Genomic DNA, 18,103 nt, shown 5'->3' on the forward strand with positions numbered 1-18,103 from the left:
CTTCCTCCCGCCGGCCATAAAGCGGCCGGCTCCTCCGGTTGGGAGAATAGGAGAGGGAGGGCTTTTCGCAAAGCCAGACGAAAGCCCTAAGCGACAAAACCGCCGCTTGCGCTTCATCAAATCGAACAGGCGATTTAGCGCGTGCCGAAAATCGCCGAGCCGACGCGCACGCTGGTCGCGCCGAAGCCGATGGCAGTTTCATAGTCACCGGACATGCCCATCGACAGCCTGTCGAGACCGCAGCGTGCCGCGAGCTTGGCGAGCAATGCGAAATGCGGACCGGGATTTTCGTCCGCCGGCGGAATGCACATCAGGCCCTCGATGACCAAGCCAAGCTCTTCCCGGCAGAGGGCAACGAAGGCGACCGTGTCGTCCGGTGCGATGCCGGCCTTCTGCGGCTCGAGCCCGGTATTGACCTGGACATAGAGCCTGAGCGCGCGCGCCTGCCGCGCCATTTCCGCGGCAAGTGCGCGGGCGATCTTCTCGCGGTCCACCGTCTCGATGACGTCGAACAGCGCCACCGCCTCGGCAGCCTTGTTGGATTGCAGCGGGCCGATCAGGTGAAGTTCGATACCGGCCGTCTCCTCGCGAAGGCCGGGCCACTTGCCCTGCGCTTCCTGCACGCGGTTCTCGCCGAACACACGCTGTCCAAGCGCAATCGCCGGGCGAATCGCTTCGGCATCGAAGGTCTTCGAGACCGCGACGAGCGTGACCGCTTCAGGCCGCCGATCGGCTTCCACGGCTGCCTTGCGCATGCGGTTGCGAACGTCCTCGAGACGGTCCTGAAGGTCCATGATCACTCTCCATCAGCATCAGGCTCCGGACCTAGCGAAAACGGCGCCGCTTGCCAAGCACGAGACGCTGCGACAAGCCCGCGCGAGGCCCACAAAACTTGACGCTTCGGCGGTTTCATGATGAAGGTCTCGCCACTATATTCGCATGGGCGAACCGCCCTCCAAGACTCCCAAAAGACTTCCGGAACATCAAAGACATGGCCACCGAACGTTACAATCCGCGCGATGCCGAACCCCGCTGGCAGGCAAAATGGAACGAAGAAAACGTCTTTCTGACCCAGAACGACGACCCGCGCGAAAAGTACTACGTGCTAGAGATGTTCCCCTATCCGTCCGGCCGCATCCACATGGGCCATGTGCGCAACTATGCGATGGGCGACGTGGTTGCCCGCTACAAGCGTGCGCGCGGCTTCAACGTGCTGCACCCGATGGGCTGGGACGCCTTCGGCATGCCCGCCGAAAACGCCGCCATGCAGAACAAGGTGCACCCGAAGAGCTGGACCTACGAAAACATCGCGACGATGCGTGCGCAGCTGAAGTCGATGGGCCTGTCGCTCGACTGGTCGCGTGAATTCGCCACCTGCGATGTCGAGTACTACCAGCGCCAGCAGCACCTGTTCCTCGACTTCCTGGAAAAGGGCCTCGTCTATCGCAAGCAGTCCAAGGTGAACTGGGACCCGGTCGACCACACCGTTCTCGCCAATGAGCAGGTCATCGATGGCCGCGGCTGGCGCTCGGGCGCGCTCGTCGAGCAGCGCGAGCTGACGCAGTGGTTCTTCCGCATCACCGATTTCAGCCAGGACCTGCTCGATTCGCTGGAAACGCTCGATCAGTGGCCGGAAAAGGTCCGGCTGATGCAGAAGAACTGGATCGGCCGCTCCGAAGGCATGCTGGTGCGCTGGGAAGTGTCCAGCGGCGCCGGCCTGACGACCGAGAAGGATGTCACCGTCTACACGACGCGTCCCGACACGCTGTTCGGCGCCTCGTTCCTTGCGATTTCCGCCGATCATCCGCTGGCCCGCGAAGTCTCCGCCACCAATCCAGAGATCATGGCGTTCTGCGAGGAATGCCGCCGCGCCGGCACCTCGCTTGCCGCCCTCGAAACCGCCGAGAAGAGGGGCATGGACACGGGCATCCGCGTTCGCCATCCCTTCGATGCCAGCGTGGAACTGCCGGTCTATGTCGCGAACTTCGTGTTGATGGACTACGGCACGGGCGCGATTTTCGGCTGCCCCTCCGGTGACCAGCGCGACCTCGATTTCGCGCGCAAATATGACCTGCCGGTCGTGCCCGTCGTCATGCCGAAGGATGGCGACGCCGCCACCTTCGCGATCGGCGACGAAGCCTATGTCGGCGACGGCGTGATGATCAATTCCCGCTTTCTCGACGGCCTCGGCACGGACGAAGCATTCGAAGAGGTGGCCAAGCGCCTGAGCGCGGCAACGCTCGGCAACGCGCCGCAGGGCGAGCGCAAGGTGAATTTCCGCCTGCGCGACTGGGGCATTTCGCGCCAGCGCTATTGGGGCTGCCCGATCCCGGTCATCCATTGCGATGATTGCGGTGTCGTGCCCGTACCTAAGGCCGACCTGCCGGTGAAGCTGCCGGACGACGTCACCTTCGACAAGCCCGGCAATCCACTCGATCGTCACCCGACCTGGCGTCATGTTGCCTGCCCGCATTGCGGCAAGAATGCCCGTCGCGAGACGGACACGATGGACACTTTTGTCGACTCGTCCTGGTACTACGCGCGCTTCACCGCCCCTTGGGAAAACAACCCGACCGACCCGGCCGCCGCCAATGCCTGGCTGCCGGTCGACCAGTATATCGGCGGCATCGAACACGCGATCCTGCATCTGCTCTATTCGCGTTTCTTCACCCGCGCCATGCAGGTGGCCGGCCATCTCGACATCAAGGAGCCCTTCAAGGGCCTCTTCACGCAGGGCATGGTCGTGCACGAAACCTATAGCCGCGGCGAAGGCGCCAAGCGCGAATGGGTGACGCCGGCGGAAATCCGCATCGAGGAAGCGGACGGCAAACGCCGCGCACTGCATCTCGAATCCGGCGAAGAAATTGCCATCGGCTCGATCGAGAAGATGTCGAAATCGAAGAAGAACGTCGTCGATCCGGACGATATCATTGCCTCCTATGGCGCCGATACCGCCCGCTTCTTCGTGCTCTCCGATTCTCCGCCGGACCGTGACGTCATCTGGTCGGAAGCCGGCGTCGAAGGCGCAAACCGCTTCGTCCAGCGCGTCTGGCGTCTCGTCTCCGAAGCCGCACCGGTGCTGAAGACCGTCGAAAGCCACGCCGGCGCCGAGGGCGAGGCACTCGCTGTCTCGCAGGCCGCGCACAAGACGCTGAAGGCCGTCCAGGCGGATTACGACAAGCTCGCCTTCAACAAGGCTGTCGCGCGCATCTACGAATTCGTCAACACGATCGCCGCGCCGCTGGCAACGGCAGCCGCCGGCAAGGCCTCGCCTGAACTCACTGCGGCCCTTCGGGAAGCCATCGGCATCCTGATCCGCATCGTCGCGCCGATGACCCCGCATCTGGCGGAAGAGTGCTGGCGAGAAATCGGCGGCGAAGGCCTCGTGGCAATGACAGCCTGGCCGTCCTATGACGATCGTCTGGTCATCGAAAACGAGATCACGCTGCCCGTGCAGATCAACGGCAAGAAGCGTGCGGATTTGACAATCGCCCGCGATGCGGACCAGAGTGCGGTCGAAGCGGCCGTGCTGGCCCTCGAGGCCGTCCAGGTAGCACTTGCCGGTAAGCACCCCAAGAAGATCATCGTCGTACCGCAGAGGATCGTGAATGTTGTTGTCTGACGGAACCGGCCTCTCGCGACTCGGCAAGGCACTCGCCGGCATCGCTCTTCTCGGCGCGCTCGCCGGGTGCCAGGTGCGCCCGCTCTATTCCACGGCCGCCGGCACGGAAGGCAAGCTTGCCTCCGTCTCCATTTCGGAGGCCGACGACCGTGTGGAACAGCAGGTCCGCAACGACCTGATCTTCCTCTTTGCCGGCGGTGCGGGCGAACCGCAAAACGCCCTCTATCATCTGGATCTCAATGTCTCCGTGCGCAATATCGGCGTGCTGATCGATGTGGCAGACGATGTTCCACGTGCCGGTCGTATCGTCGTGTCGGCGGACTACAACCTCGTGAAGTCCGACTCCGGCGAAACGATTACATCCGGCAAACGTTCGGCCGTCGCGCTGGTCGATTTCCCGATCCAGGAATTCGCCAAGCTGCGCGCCGTTCGCGATGCGGAAAACCGCGGTGCCCGCGAACTCGCAGAGCTGGTCCGAGCCGATATCGCGTCGGCTCTCGGCCGTCGCTGAGCCGGCTATGGCCGAGATCAAATCGCACGAATTTGATGGTTTCCTGAAACGGAAGCCTTTGCCTGCGCGCCTGCTCCTTATCTACGGACCCGACCGCGGGCTCGTTTCCGAACGAGCCTCGGCGCTTGCCGCGGCCAGCGGTGTCGATCTCAAAGACGCGTTCTCCGTCGTGAAACTCGACGCTGGTGAAATCGGCAGCCAACCGGGGCGGCTCATTGACGAGATGAACGCCATCGGCCTGTTCGGCGGTGATCGTCTTGTCTGGATCCGCAACGTCGGCAGCGAGAAGGGTGTTTCCGATGCCCTGGAAATCCTCTCGCGCGAGCCAGCAGGCTCCTCTACGCTGATCATAGAAGCCGGCGACCTGAAGAAGGGTGCAGCCCTGCGCAAGGCGGCAGAATCCTCCGCCCAGATCGTCGCCGTCCCCTGTTATTCCGATGACGGCCGCGCCCTGCAGACGTTGATCGATCAGGAACTGACGGCCGAGAACCTGCGAATTTCTCCCGCCGCCCGGCAGCGCCTGACGGAAACCATCGGCGGCGACAGGCTGGCCTCTCGCAACGAGGTGCGCAAGCTGGCGCTCTATTGTCGCGGCAAGGCGCTTATCGAGGAGCAGGATGTCGAGGAAATTGTCGGCGATGCCAGTGCGATCTCGACGGACGACGCCATCGATGCCATCCTCAAGGGCGATCGTGACGGCTTCCTGCATGCCATCCAGAAGATCGTTTCCTCCAAGACGCCGGTCTTCCTCGTCCTGCAAGGATGCCTGCGACAGTTCCAGCTTATGGAACTGATGCGTGCAGAAATGGACGAAAAACGAGCGCCCGCCGCGCAGGCCATTGCGACCTTGGGCCGGCATCTTCATTTCCGCCGCAAACCGATCGTGGAGAATGCGCTGAAAACCTGGACAGGTCCGGCCATTCGGCGTGAAACACAGCGCCTGCAGGCGGCGATCCTGCAAAGCCGGCAGCGCGCTGCTCTGGAAGATACGATTGCCATGCAGACCCTGCTGGCAACCGTGCTTCAGTCGGCCCGCCGCTGAATCCGGCTAAGGATTTGTGACCTTCGCGTGGAATAGCGAGCCTCTTGGAAGCGTCAACGACGCTCTAGAAGCCGGCAGATTTCTTCGAGCTGTTCCAGTGTCTTGTAGGCGATCCGAAGCTGACCGCCGCCGCCCTTGTGATTTACGGTGACATCGAGACCAAGGACATCCGAAAGCGTTCGCTCCAAGGCCAGCGTATCGGCATCCTTTTCCTCCTTGCGCGGTGTCTGCGCATGGCTCGGATCGCTCTGAGCTTTGATATCGTTCTGGGCGAGACGCTCCGTATCCCGTACGGACATGCCTTTTGCCACGACAGCCTTCGCAAGGACAGTGGGATCCGATGTCGGAATGAGCGCCCGCGCGTGCCCGGCCGATAGCGTGCCGGAGGCAAGCATATCGCGCACAGGCTCCGGCAACTTCAACAGGCGAAGACTGTTTGCCACGTGGCTGCGGCTCTTGCCGATGATCTCGCCGAGGTCGTTCTGCGTATAGCCATGATCGGCGATCAGCAGCTCATAGCCCATCGCTTCTTCCAGCGGGTTGAGATCCGAACGTTGAACGTTCTCGACGATCGCAATTTCCAGCGCCGTGCGGTCGTCCACGTCGCGGATGATAACCGGGATTTCGATCAGACCTGCCAGCTGGGCCGCGCGCCAGCGACGTTCGCCAGCGATGATTTCGTAGCGGCTTTCTGCAATCGTACGCACGACGACAGGTTGGACAATACCGTGCTGGCGAATGGAGGACGCCAAATCCTGCAATTCGGATTCGTCAAAATAACGCCGCGGGTTACGCGGATTTCGACCGATAAACTCGATCGGCACAAGTCGATCGGGATTGACTGCCGGTCGATCACCGATGTCGGCGGTCGGCACCTGGTCCATCTCCCCGATCAGTGCCGCGAGGCCGCGGCCGAGGCGCCGCTTGGAGGTATCATCGTTCATCGGTTCTACTCACGGATACTGAATCAAGCAGCCTTCCGCTGCCTTTCTCGCTGGATCACCTCGGAAGCGAGCTGAAGATAGGCCTGGCTTCCGGCGCATTTGAGATCGTAAAGAATGGCCGGCTTGCCATAGGAAGGCGCTTCCGAAACGCGCACATTCCGCGGAATGAGCGTATGATAGACCTTCTCACCGAGATGCGTGCGCACATCGTTGACGACCTGTTGCGCCAGATTGTTGCGCGAATCAAACATGGTGAGAACGATGCCCTGGATATCCAGTCGCGGATTGACTGTGCGACGCACCTGGTCGACCGTTTCCAGAAGCTGGCTAAGGCCTTCCAGGGCAAAAAACTCGCATTGCAACGGCACGAGCACGGAATGGGCCGCCGCCATGGCATTCATCGTCAGCAGATTGAAGGACGGCGGGCAATCGACGAGCACGTAAGAGTAAGACAACGCGCCTTCAGACGCGAGCGCACGCTTCAAGCGGAAGACCCGGTCATTCTGCTGGGCAATTTCCATTTCGATGCCAAGCAGGTCCATTGTGGATGGAATGATCGACAGGTTGGGCACAGCGGTTGGTACCGCTGTCTCGGCCACACCGTGGCTGCCGATTAAAAGATCAAACGACGACAGTTCGCGATTGCGGCGGTCGATGCCCAGGCCCGTGCTGGCATTTCCCTGGGGGTCCAGATCGACAATCAGGACCCGCTCACCGATAGCTGCCAGCGCCGTCGCGAGATTGATCGCCGTCGTCGTCTTTCCAACGCCGCCCTTCTGGTTCGCAATCGTAATGATCCGGTTCTTTTCGCCTGCCATGGACATGCAATCCCTAAGGTTTTCGCGAAAGATGCGAGAGTTCGAGCACGACAGAATCCGGCTCGACAACACTGGCATGTTTTACCAGATCGAATCTCCACCGACCAAGCGCTTTATCGACCTCCCTTTGGTAATCCCGCCCTTTGTGCAGGAAAAGTCGCAAATCCGGATTCCGCTCCGCCCAAGGGAGGCCGAAATCCATGAGAAGATCAAGATCTGCCAGGGCTCGGGCAGAGATCGCATCGCACTGGGGAATAACGGACGGCGCTTCCTCGATGCGAATCGCATGGACCGAAGCGCGCGCGCCGGTTTCGCGAATTGCTGTTCGCAGAAAAGCCGCCTTCTTGTTGTTGCTCTCGACCAGATGAACCCAGCCATCGTCCCGCTCAGCGAGTAGAATGCCTGTCACGATGCCGGGGAAGCCACCCCCACTGCCGAGATCAACCCACGTCCGGGCTCCGGGATAGAGTGCATAGATCTGCGCGCTATCCACGACGTGCCGGGCCCAAACCTCGGAAAGAGTCGACGGCGCAACCAGATTGATGGCTTTCGCCCATTTCTGAAAAAGCACGACGAAGCCGTTCAGCCTCTCCACAGTTTCACGTGAAACATTCAGGCCATCCAAATCGCGAGGCATAGTCTTCATATAGAGGCAGCCTTTTGCACTGCGTCCGCCGGTAGACGCTTCAGATATGCGAGGAGAAGGGTCAGTGCCGCTGGTGTCATACCATCGACGCGCGACGCCTGGGAAAGGTTTGACGGGCGCGCCGCGGCAAGCTTCTGACGAAGCTCGATCGATAGGCCCGGCAGCGTGCTGAAATCAAAGTCGTCCGGAATTCGGCGTTCCTCTTCGCGGCGCGCCTCGGCAATGTCCCTCTCCTGCCGATTCATATAGACGGCGTAGGTGGCCTCGATTTCGATCGCATCCCGAACACGCGACACAAACTCAGCGAGGTCTTCCGGCCAGATTGCCGCCAGATCTCTAAAGTTGATGTCGGGATAGGCAAGCAGGTCGTAAGCGCTTCGACGGACACCGTCGAAATTGATCTTGATGCCGTGCACTGCCGCCTCATTCGGCGATAACCGCAGCGTCTGCAACCTCTCTCGTGCGGTCTGCATGTCGCCCGACCATTGGGTAAAACGGTCCCGGCGCGGTTTGGCGACGATACCGAGGTCAATGCCGAGTGGTGTCAGTCGGGCATCGGCGTTGTCCGCTCGTAAGGACAGTCGGTATTCCGCGCGGGAGGTGAACATCCGGTACGGTTCGGTGACGCCACGCGATGTCAGGTCATCGATCATCACGCCGATATAGCTGTCGGTCCGGCTGAAGATATGGCCATCGTGACCCGCCGCACGCCGCGCGGCATTGAGACCCGCCACCAGTCCCTGTGCCGCCGCCTCTTCGTAACCGGTCGTGCCATTGATCTGCCCCGCGAGAAAGAGGCCCGGTTGGCGTTTGACTTCAAGGCACGCTGACAGTTCCCTTGGATCGACATGATCGTATTCGATCGCATAGCCGGGCTGCAGGATTGTCACCTCCTCCAAACCGGGAATGGTCCGGATGAAAGCTTCCTGCACGTAGGCAGGCAACGAAGTGGAAATGCCGTTGGGATAGACAGTGTGATCGTCGAGACCTTCTGGCTCCAGAAAGATCTGGTGCCCATCCCGCTCCCCGAACCGGACAATCTTGTCTTCGATCGACGGGCAGTATCGCGGTCCCACACCCTCGATCTGCCCGGAATACATGGCGGACTTGCCGATGTTTTCTTCGATGATGCGGTGGGTCGTCGGTGTCGTGCGTGTCACGCCACATTCAATCTGCGGCGTCGTGATGCGATCCGTCATGAAGGAAAACGGCACCGGATCTTCATCGGCAGCCTGACGACCGACAGCATCCCACCGGATCGTCCGTCCATCCAGACGCGCCGGCGTGCCGGTCTTCAACCGCCCCAAGGAGAGGCCAAGCCGTTCGAAGGTCGCGGAAAGCCCGATCGATGGGTCTTCACCAACGCGGCCAGCCGGAATCTTTTCGCTGCCGATATGAATAAGGCCGCGCAAGAACGTGCCCGTCGTAATGACCACAGCGCGACATGCAAGCCGGCGTCCATCCTTCATGATCAGGGCTTCGAGCTGTCCATCAGAGAACGCCAAGTCGAAGGCGTCACCCTCAATAACGTGCAGGCCGGAAATACCAGAAATCTCGGCCTGCATTGCCTGAAGGTAGAGCTTCCTGTCAGCCTGCGTGCGCGGTCCACGCACCGCAGGCCCTTTTTTACGATTCAGCAGTCGGAACTGAATACCGGCGTGATCCGCCACACGACCCATCAAACCATCCAGGGCGTCGACTTCGCGGACGAGGTGGCCTTTGCCAAGACCGCCGATCGCGGGATTACAGGACATGGTGCCAATGGTCGTCGCTTTATGGGTGACCAATGCCGTCTTGGCACCGAACCGTGCCGCCGCAGCCGCGGCCTCGACGCCAGCGTGGCCGCCACCGACGACGATGACATCATAGCTGTTTATACTTGTCATATCGCACCTACCTGTTTCACGTGAAACGCTCGAAACGACTCGTGCACGTTGTGGTGTTTCACGTGAATCATTTGCCAATACAAAATTCCGAAAAGATAACGTCGAGCAAATTTTCGACATCGACGCGACCCGTCACGCGACCAAGGGATTGGCCGGCGCGGCGGAGATATTCCGCCCGTATATCCAGGCCTTCCACATCCGATTCAAGGGCAAGCCCTATCTGCTTCCGTACCTCCGTCAAGCTGGCGACATGTCGTTGCCGTGTCGGGAGCGCCAAGGCGCTGCCGGCCTCAAGATCGGGCAGATGCCGCCCGATCGCGTCGAGCAGTTCCGCTATGCCCTCACCGGACTTCACGGAGATCATAACATCCGTACCATCGGTCAGCCAAGGCTGCTCCGTCTTATCTGCCTTCGTGCGAACGTGAAGAACCGGGCCTTCGTAATGCTCATCGAGCAGTAGCCTATCGGCGCCCGAGTGTTCGGACAGCAGCAGAACAAGATGTGCTTGCGACATGGAGAGATGCGTCCGTCGAATACCCTCCCGTTCAACCACATCATCCGTCTCGCGCAAACCCGCCGTATCATGAAGACGGACGGCGAAGCCCGACAGGTCGAGATCGACAGAAAGCACGTCCCGGGTGGTTCCCGGCACGTCCGTGACGATCGCGACATCACGCCTGGCGAGATGGTTCAGGAGGCTCGACTTTCCCGCATTCGGCGGGCCGGCGATCACGACATTCAAGCCGTCCCGAACGATTTCGCCGGTTTTTGCCTCGGCGAGGTGGTTAATAATATCTTGTTCCAAGGCACGCATATCACGCCAAATCGAGGCAGCGACCGATCCTGGGACGTCGTCTTCGTCGGCAAAATCCAGCTCCGCTTCGATCATCGCCCGGGCGTGCGTCAACCGTTTCGCCCACGAATCATAAAGCGTGGACAGGCCTCCCGACGCCTGCTCCGCCGCAAGACGGCGCTGCATCTCTGTTTCGGCGACGATGAGATCAGCAAGGCCTTCTGCTTCCACCAGGTCCATGCGTCCGTTCAGAAAGGCGCGGCGCGAGAACTCTCCAGCCTCGGCAACCCGCAATCCTTCAAGCCCGGCGAGGGTCGCCAGCACGACTTTGACCGTCGCGCGTCCTCCATGAATCTGAAGTTCGGCGCAATCTTCGCCGGTAAACGAGTTGGGGCCAGGAAAATACAACACGATCCCCTGATCGAGCATCGCACCATTCCGGTCCCGAATCGGTAACAGCGACGCGTGCCGTGGCCGGGGTACGTGACCGCAGAGCCGCCCAATAGTATCCCCGCTCTGCGGGCCGCTCAGCCTGATCACAGCGACGCCGGAGGGCAGTCCGCCGCTCGACAGGGCAAATATCGTGTCTTTGGCCTTCATTCTTTTGTCGTTCCGGATACGAATCGGTCGGTTTGTTTCGGTGTAGAATCGATTTGTGTTTCACAAACGAAAATGGTCCCGACTTGCGATCGGGACCATGGGGCTAACAAATCGGCGGAACCGATCAGGTGTTCATCGAATCGAAGAAATCGCCATTGCTCTTCGTCTGCTTCAGCTTATCGATCAGGAACTCAATCGCATCGGTCGTGCCCATCGGGGCAAGGATACGGCGGAGAACGAAGATCTTCTGGAGATCCCCGCGCGGCACGAGCAGGTCTTCCTTGCGCGTGCCGGACTTGAGAATATCCATCGCCGGGAAGATGCGCTTGTCGGCGACCTTGCGGTCCAGCACAATTTCTGAGTTGCCGGTACCCTTGAATTCTTCGAAGATCACTTCGTCCATGCGGCTACCGGTATCGATCAGCGCTGTAGCGATGATCGTCAGCGAACCGCCTTCCTCGATGTTACGCGCAGCACCGAAGAAGCGCTTCGGGCGCTGCAGGGCGTTGGCGTCGACACCGCCGGTCAGAACCTTGCCGGACGACGGCACGACCGTGTTGTAGGCGCGTCCGAGGCGGGTGATCGAATCGAGCAGGATGACAACGTCACGGCCGTGCTCGACAAGGCGCTTGGCCTTTTCGATGACCATTTCGGCGACCTGCACGTGGCGCGTCGCCGGCTCGTCGAACGTCGAGGACACCACTTCGCCCTTCACCGAGCGCTGCATGTCCGTCACTTCTTCCGGACGCTCGTCGATCAGGAGAACGATGAGATAACATTCCGGATGGTTCGCCGTGATCGAATGGGCGATGTTCTGCAGCAGAACCGTCTTACCCGTGCGTGGCGGGGCGACGATGAGGCCGCGCTGGCCCTTGCCGAGCGGCGCCACCAGATCGATGACGCGCGGCGAAAGATCCTTCGACGTCGGAACGTCGAGTTCCATCTTGAAGCGCTCGTTCGGATAGAGCGGCGTCAGGTTGTCGAAATGGACCTTGTGGCGGATTTTTTCCGGGTCGTCGAAGTTGATCGTGTTGACCTTGAGGAGCGCAAAGTAACGCTCGCCTTCCTTGGGTCCACGGATCGGGCCCTCGACGGTATCGCCGGTCTTCAGCGAGAAGCGGCGGATCTGGGAGGGCGAGATGTAGATATCGTCCGGACCCGGCAGGTAGTTCGCATTGGCCGAGCGCAAGAAGCCGAAACCGTCCTGCAGCACTTCCACGACACCCTCGCCGATGATCTCGACTTCCTGCGAGGCCAGCATCTTCAGGATGGCAAACATCAGTTCCTGTTTGCGCATCGTGCTCGCGTTCTCGACCTCGAGCGATTCGGCGAAAGCAAGGAGGTCGGTCGGAGTCTTGTTCTTGAGGTCTTGTAGCTTCATTTCGGCCATGAATGGTCCATGCTGGGATCGTCGGGGGTGGGAAAAGGCGTGCGGGTCAAGGACGAACTGCGCGGGGTCCGGTGCAGTCCACTGAACGAATACACATGCCACGAGAGATGAGATGGGCGGAAAGTAGCGGTTCCGGCGCTGCCTCGCAAGGGGGCCTGCAAATTTCGTCTTTTTTGTCGCGACGACCTAGAACGGTTTGACCACCACCATCACGACGATGAGGATCATCAAAAGGGCCGGAGCCTCGTTCCAGATGCGCCATTGCCGGCCGGTTTTGGTGTTTTTGTCGTCGGCAAAGGCTTTGACCGCGTTGCCGTAAAAGTGATGAACCCCTGTCAAAAGCACGACGAAAGCGAGCTTGGCATGGAGCCAGCCGCCCTGAAAACCATAGACGGACCAGGCGAGATAGAGGCCGAGCAGCCAGGAAAGACCCATGGCCGGCTGCATGATGGTGCGGTAGAGCCGCTGCTCCATCACCTTGAACGTCTCCGACTGGGCGGAGCCGGCCGGCGCGTCCGTGTGATAGACGAAGAGCCGCGGCAGGTAGAGCAGCCCCGCCATCCACGACATCACCGCGATGATGTGCAACGCCCTGATCCAAAGATACAAATCGTCTGGTGGAAAGGCGATCAGGACGACGGCCAGCAGGGCGAAGACAGCAAGGGCGGCCGCCGCACGCAATCGTGCCCGGCGCCCGGCGCTTTCGCCCGTCTGTTTCTCGCTCACCGGTTTTCTCCGCGAACGCGCGCCACCAGGCGCATGACGTTTTCCGGATCGGCCTGCGGCGTGATGCCGTGGCCGAGATTGAAGATCAACGGGCCATTGCCGAGGGCTTGCAGGATGGCATCGATACCCTCGTCCAGAGCCGCACCGCCGGCGACGACACGCATGGGATCGAGATTACCCTGTACCGCGCCGTCCTTCTGGAGATCAGCGGCGAAGGACAACGGCACTGACCAGTCGAGGCCGATGGCGTCGGCGCGCGTCTCCTGCCGGTAGGTCTTCAAAAGCAGGCCGGCGCCCTTGGCGAAGGCGATTACCTTGGCGTGAGGACGGCGGGATTTCACCGAATCGATGATTCGCCGCACGGGCCGCACGGCATAATCGGCAAATTCCTTTTCGCCGAGGACGCCGGCCCAGGAATCGAAGATCTGCACCGCGTCGGCGCCGGCATCGATCTGCGCCACCAGGTAGTCGGCGGACAATTCGGACAGCACATCGAGCAGTCGGGCGAAGGCGCGGGGTTCCCTGTAGGCGAAGAGGCGGGCTGGCGCCTGGTCCGGCGTTCCCTGACCGGCGATCATATAGGTCGCAACCGTCCAGGGAGCGCCGCAGAAGCCGAGCAGGGCGGTTTCCGGTGGCAGGGCATGGCGGATACGGCCGACCGCTTCCATGACCGGCTGGAGGTGATTTTGAACGTCGTCTCCCTTCAGGGCAAAAATACCGTCCGCGTCGATCGGATCGAGACGGGGTCCATGGCCTTCCTCAAAACGCACATTGCGCTTCAGGGCATCGGGAATGACGAGGATGTCGGAAAACAGGATCGCCGCATCAAAGCCATAGCGGCGGATCGGCTGGAGCGTGACTTCCGTTGCCAGTGCCGGCGAATAACAGAGATCGAGGAAACTTCCGGCTTCTGCACGCGTTGCCCGGTATTCCGGCAGATGGCGTCCGGCCTGCCGCATCAGCCAGACAGGAGGCGGAGACACCGTCTTGCCATTCAGGACTTCGACGATCTTCCGGCTTTTCGCAGACATCGCGGGGTTCTCCAATAAAGAAATAATCTCTCTTAAAAGGGTTTCTATTTCTTAGAGTCGGTGACTATCAAGGATTAAATCCTCTCCACAGCCGGCGGGTCTCAGCGCACAGAGAGAGGAAAAGGCGAACGGCCGAATGCTATTTTCATTACAGAACGAGGAAATCCAGATTCCTCTTTTAGAATCAAAATGATTCCTCGTGCCGCCAAAAGCGTTTTCCTGTGGATAGGCTGTGGGCAAACGCGACACTTTGCCATGATGTGAGTCTTATCCACAAGCGCCCTGAATCGCTTTCCTCGCGACTGCCATTTGTGGATAAATCGGCACTTATCCTCTTGCCTCCGCCCCCCTGCCGTTCTTAGCTGCTGTTTATCCCGGGTCATCAACAGGGGGTCGAGGATATTGTGGAAAGCACCAAAAACTACTTCCATCTGCACCTCATTTCGGACTCGACGGGCGAAACGCTGATCGCGGCGGGACGGGCGGCGGCGGCGCAGTTCCAGTCTTCGCAGGCGCTCGAACACGTCTATCCGCTGGTGCGAAACCGCAAGCAGCTGATGCCGGTGCTCGATGCGATCGATGGTGCGCCGGGCATCGTGCTCTATACGATCGTCGACCGGGAGCTGTCGGACATCATCGACCAGCGCTGCCGCGAGATGGGCGTGCCCTGTGTTTCGGTGCTTGAGCCGGTCATCGATCTCTTCCAGTCCTATCTCGGCGCGCCGTCGCGCCGCCGGGTCGGTGCGCAACATGTGATGAATGCGGAATACTTCGCGCGCATCGACGCGTTGAACTTTACGATGGACCATGACGATGGGCAGCTTCCCGCCAATCTGGAGGAGGCCGATGTCATCCTCGTTGGCATCAGCCGCACGTCCAAGACGCCGACCAGCATCTATCTCGCCAATCGCGGCATCAAGACAGCCAATGTGCCGATCGTGCTCGGCGTGCCGCTGCCGGATCGGTTGTCGACCACGACGAAACCGCTGGTCGTCGGCCTGATCGCCACGACGGACCGGATCGCCCAGGTGCGGCAGAACCGGCTGCTCGGACAGACGCAGGATTTTCGCGGCGAAGACTATATCGACCGCGCGCAGATTTCCGAGGAACTGAAATATGCCCGCGCCATCTGCGCGCGCCACAACTGGCCGATCATCGACGTCACGCGCCGCTCCATCGAGGAAACGGCCGCCGCCATCGTTGCGCTTCGTCCCAAGCTTCGCTAACGCGGGGAAAGACCCACGGAGATATCTGGATGACGGTGCCCCTGATCCTGGCTTCGCAAAGCCCCTTTCGCCGTATGCTCATGGAAAATGCCGGCCTGATCTTTGAAACGCGGGCGGCCGAGATTGATGAGCGTGCCGCGGAGGCGGCCCTTGCCGCGCACAATCCGACGCCGCAGGCGATCGCCGAGGCGCTGGCGATCGAGAAGGCGCGGGACGTTGCCCGGCGCAATCCGGGTGCGCTGGTAATCGGCTCGGACCAGACGCTTTCGCTTGAAGGCCGCGTGTTTCACAAGCCGGCGGATATGGCGGAGGCGAAGTCGCACCTGACGGCGATGTCCGGGAAAATCCATTCGCTGAACTGCGGCATTGCGCTTGTGCGGGATGGGGAAACGCTCTGGAGCGACGTTTCGATTGCGAACCTGACGATGCGGCCGCTGTCCGAAACCTTCATCGACCGTCATCTCGCCCGGGTGGGCACGCGCGTGCTGGCGAGCGTCGGCGCTTATCAGTTGGAAGGGGAAGGGGTCCAACTCTTCGAGCGGATCGACGGCGACTACTTTACCATCCTCGGCCTGCCACTGCTTCCGTTGCTGGCTAAACTTCGCGATCTCGGTGCCATCGATGCATGATTCACGTGAAACAATCGCCCGCCATGCCTTCGTGACGGGCTACCCGGTCAAACATTCGCGCTCGCCGCTCATTCACGGCTATTGGCTGGAAACCCTGGGGATTCCTGGTTCCTACACACGCCAAGAGATTTCGCCGCAGGATTTCGCCGGCTTCATTTCTAGGCTGCAGAGTGGTGAATCCGGCTTCACCGGTGGCAATGTCACCATTCCGCACAAGGAGACAGCCTTTGCACTGGCCGACAGGCCGGATGCCCTGAGCGAGGAACTCGGAGCCTCGAACACGCTCTGGCTGGAGGACGGTGCGCTTCACACAACGAACACGGACGGCTTTGGCTTTCTGGCCAATCTCGATGCTGTTGCACCCGGTTGGGACAAGACCGATCGTGCCGTTATTCTCGGGGCAGGAGGGGCAAGCCGGGCGATCATCCAGGCCGTGCGCGATCGTGGTGTCGCTGAAATCCATGTGGTGAACCGCACCGTCGCGCGGGCGCAGGAACTGGCCGACCGTTTTGGACCAAAGGTCCATGCGCATGACATGGCGGCCTTGCCCGAGGTGTCGAAAGCGGCGGGGCTTTTCGTCAACACGACGTCGCTTGGCATGGATGGCGAGCCGGCGCCGAATTTCGATTTCTCGCCGCTGGCTCACGGCGCGGTGGTGACGGACATCGTTTATGTGCCCTTGATCACGCCCATCCTCAGCCAGGCAAAGGCGCAGGGGTTTGCCACGGTGGATGGCCTCGGCATGCTGCTGCACCAGGCGGCACCAGGCTTCGAAAAGTGGTTCGGTCAACGACCGACCGTCGATGCGGAACTGCGTCGCCGGATCCTTGCGGACATGGAGGCCCATTGATGATCGTGCTCGGCCTTACGGGATCGATCGGGACAGGCAAGTCGACGACCGCGCAGATGTTTTCCGATCTGGGTGTGCCGGTGCACGATGCCGATGCAACGGTTCACGACCTGTATCACAAGGAAGCCGTGGCGCCGGTGGCTGAGCGATTTCCCGAGGCGCTGAAAGATGGTGCCATCGACCGGAAAGCGCTGTCGGCAGTCCTGGCGCAGGCGCCCGGGCGTTTTCGCGAACTGGAGGCCATCATCCACCCCCTGGTGCGGGCGCGGGAAACCGCCTTTCTCGATGCGGCACGCCGTAACAGATCGCCGCTCGTTCTGCTCGATATTCCGCTGCTCTATGAAACGGGGGGCGAGAAGCGGGTGGACAAGGTGGTCGTCGTCACCTGTGATCCCGAGACGCAACGGCAGCGGGTGCTTGCCCGCCCCGGCATGACGGCGGAAAAATTCGAGCTGATCCTGTCGCGCCAGATGCCGGATGCGGAAAAACGTCGGCGGGCCGATTTCCTCATCGATACGGACCGGGGGCTTGAAGCGGCACGCAAACAGGTGGAAGAGGTTTTGCTGGAATTGCGTCAAGGCAAATCCATAGCTTGAAGGGACGGCAGGACTGATGCGCGAGATCATCTTCGATACGGAAACGACCGGCCTCGACAACAAGCTCGACCGCGTCATCGAGATCGGCGGCGTGGAGTTGGAAAACCATTTCCCCACCGGCCGTACGCTCCATCTCTATATCAATCCGGGCGACCGCAAGGTCCACCCCGATGCGCTTGCGGTGCACGGCATCACCGACGAATCGCTGAAGGACAAACCCTCCTTCGGCGAGGTGGTTGAAAAAATCCTCGACTTCTTCGGCGAGGCCCGGTGGGTCGCGCATAACGCCAACTTCGACATGGGCTTCATCAATGCCGAGCTGGATCGGCTCGGCCGGCCGCCGATCCTGCAGGAACGGGTGACGGACACCTTGGCGCTGGCGCGCCGGAAACATCCGATGGGGCCGAACTCGCTCGATGCGCTCTGCCGGCGCTACGGCATCGACAATTCGCACCGCACGCAGCACGGCGCGCTGCTCGACTCCGAACTGCTCGCCGAGGTCTATATCGAGATGCTCGGTGGCCGGCAGGCGGCACTCGGTCTCGGCACGGCCGAAATGGGCCGCAGGACCCTCGTCGAGGCCGAGGATGAGGTCGCTCTGCAGCTCGGCGCGCGCCCGAAACCCCTGGCACCCCGTCTCACCGAGGAAGAGCAGACTGCCCATGCCGCCATGGTAGGCACGATGGGCGGCAAGGCGATCTGGGCGAAATACGACGCCTGAATCCGGCTTCGGCTATCGGTAGGCAAAAGAAAACGCCCGGTCACCAAGTGGCCGGGCGTTGTGTTTGGAAAG

The 18,103-nt window shown here is 61.0% G+C and carries 17 protein-coding genes; 8 read left to right on the forward strand and 9 right to left on the reverse strand.

The features are described 5' to 3' along the window. Positions 1–134 precede the first annotated feature (134 nt). On the reverse strand, positions 135–794 hold the full coding sequence (locus AC1RT2_RS12515; RefSeq protein ID WP_493102245.1) for a YggS family pyridoxal phosphate-dependent enzyme: 660 nt from the start codon (positions 792–794) through the stop codon (positions 135–137). A 197-nt stretch (positions 795–991) separates the two neighbouring features. On the opposite strand from AC1RT2_RS12515, the gene leuS reads away from it, so the two are divergent. The 3 genes from leuS to holA are packed head-to-tail and all read left to right on the forward strand — an operon-like array spanning position 992 to position 5,175. After that, positions 992–3,622 carry a leucine--tRNA ligase gene (gene leuS, locus AC1RT2_RS12520; RefSeq protein ID WP_493102247.1) on the forward strand — a complete coding sequence of 877 codons (2,631 nt, stop codon included), beginning with the start codon at positions 992–994 and terminating at the stop codon, positions 3,620–3,622. After that, positions 3,609–4,133, forward strand: coding sequence for an LPS assembly lipoprotein LptE (lptE, locus tag AC1RT2_RS12525; RefSeq protein ID WP_493102249.1), 525 nt, complete (start codon positions 3,609–3,611; stop codon positions 4,131–4,133). Before leuS ends, lptE begins: the two co-directional genes overlap by 14 nt. A 7-nt stretch (positions 4,134–4,140) precedes the next feature. Continuing rightward, complete coding sequence (holA, locus tag AC1RT2_RS12530; RefSeq protein ID WP_493102251.1) at positions 4,141–5,175, forward strand: DNA polymerase III subunit delta; 1,035 nt, start codon at positions 4,141–4,143, stop codon at positions 5,173–5,175. 53 nt (positions 5,176–5,228) lie between these two features. Here holA and AC1RT2_RS12535 read toward each other — a convergent pair whose 3' ends face one another. The 8 genes from AC1RT2_RS12535 to hemE form a co-directional block, all read right to left on the reverse strand. Beyond that, positions 5,229–6,119: a ParB/RepB/Spo0J family partition protein gene (locus AC1RT2_RS12535; protein WP_493102253.1), complete on the reverse strand. Its 891-nt coding sequence runs from the start codon at positions 6,117–6,119 to the stop codon at positions 5,229–5,231. Positions 6,120–6,142: 23 nt separating this feature from the next. Next, positions 6,143–6,937: a ParA family protein gene (locus tag AC1RT2_RS12540; RefSeq protein WP_069061574.1), complete on the reverse strand. Its 795-nt coding sequence runs from the start codon at positions 6,935–6,937 to the stop codon at positions 6,143–6,145. A 13-nt stretch (positions 6,938–6,950) separates the two neighbouring features. Next, on the reverse strand, positions 6,951–7,583 hold the full coding sequence (rsmG, locus tag AC1RT2_RS12545; protein WP_069060548.1) for a 16S rRNA (guanine(527)-N(7))-methyltransferase RsmG: 633 nt from the start codon (positions 7,581–7,583) through the stop codon (positions 6,951–6,953). After that, positions 7,580–9,469, reverse strand: coding sequence for a tRNA uridine-5-carboxymethylaminomethyl(34) synthesis enzyme MnmG (gene mnmG, locus AC1RT2_RS12550; RefSeq protein ID WP_493102256.1), 1,890 nt, complete (start codon positions 9,467–9,469; stop codon positions 7,580–7,582). The genes rsmG and mnmG overlap by 4 nt, the downstream gene beginning before the upstream one ends. Before the next feature lie 67 nt (positions 9,470–9,536). After that, complete coding sequence (gene mnmE / locus AC1RT2_RS12555; protein WP_493102258.1) at positions 9,537–10,862, reverse strand: tRNA uridine-5-carboxymethylaminomethyl(34) synthesis GTPase MnmE; 1,326 nt, start codon at positions 10,860–10,862, stop codon at positions 9,537–9,539. A gap of 124 nt (positions 10,863–10,986) precedes the next feature. Next, positions 10,987–12,252, reverse strand: coding sequence for a transcription termination factor Rho (rho, locus tag AC1RT2_RS12560; RefSeq protein WP_150129972.1), 1,266 nt, complete (start codon positions 12,250–12,252; stop codon positions 10,987–10,989). A gap of 186 nt (positions 12,253–12,438) precedes the next feature. After that, complete coding sequence (gene hemJ / locus AC1RT2_RS12565) at positions 12,439–12,978, reverse strand: protoporphyrinogen oxidase HemJ (protein WP_493102260.1); 540 nt, start codon at positions 12,976–12,978, stop codon at positions 12,439–12,441. Then, a complete protein-coding gene (hemE, locus tag AC1RT2_RS12570) occupies positions 12,975–14,009 on the reverse strand; it encodes a uroporphyrinogen decarboxylase (protein WP_493102262.1) in 1,035 nt (344 codons plus the stop codon). Before hemE ends, hemJ begins: the two co-directional genes overlap by 4 nt. 404 nt (positions 14,010–14,413) lie before the next feature. Here hemE and AC1RT2_RS12575 point away from each other — a divergent pair, with 404 nt between their 5' ends. The 5 genes from AC1RT2_RS12575 to dnaQ are packed head-to-tail and all read left to right on the forward strand — an operon-like array spanning position 14,414 to position 18,031. Beyond that, positions 14,414–15,235 (forward strand): pyruvate, water dikinase regulatory protein, encoded by an 822-nt coding sequence (locus tag AC1RT2_RS12575; RefSeq protein ID WP_444800860.1) that lies wholly within the window; start codon positions 14,414–14,416, stop codon positions 15,233–15,235. Between the two features lie 29 nt (positions 15,236–15,264). Beyond that, positions 15,265–15,864: a Maf-like protein gene (locus AC1RT2_RS12580; RefSeq protein ID WP_493102265.1), complete on the forward strand. Its 600-nt coding sequence runs from the start codon at positions 15,265–15,267 to the stop codon at positions 15,862–15,864. Further along, on the forward strand, positions 15,857–16,714 hold the full coding sequence (locus AC1RT2_RS12585) for a shikimate dehydrogenase (RefSeq protein WP_493102267.1): 858 nt from the start codon (positions 15,857–15,859) through the stop codon (positions 16,712–16,714). Before AC1RT2_RS12580 ends, AC1RT2_RS12585 begins: the two co-directional genes overlap by 8 nt. Further along, positions 16,714–17,310 (forward strand): dephospho-CoA kinase, encoded by a 597-nt coding sequence (gene coaE / locus AC1RT2_RS12590; protein ID WP_493102269.1) that lies wholly within the window; start codon positions 16,714–16,716, stop codon positions 17,308–17,310. The genes AC1RT2_RS12585 and coaE overlap by 1 nt, the downstream gene beginning before the upstream one ends. A 16-nt stretch (positions 17,311–17,326) precedes the next feature. Continuing rightward, positions 17,327–18,031 (forward strand): DNA polymerase III subunit epsilon, encoded by a 705-nt coding sequence (gene dnaQ, locus AC1RT2_RS12595; protein ID WP_493102271.1) that lies wholly within the window; start codon positions 17,327–17,329, stop codon positions 18,029–18,031. The last annotated feature ends 72 nt before the right edge of the window (positions 18,032–18,103 follow it).

Source organism: Shinella sp. GW821-FHT11G07, from assembly GCF_058808115.1.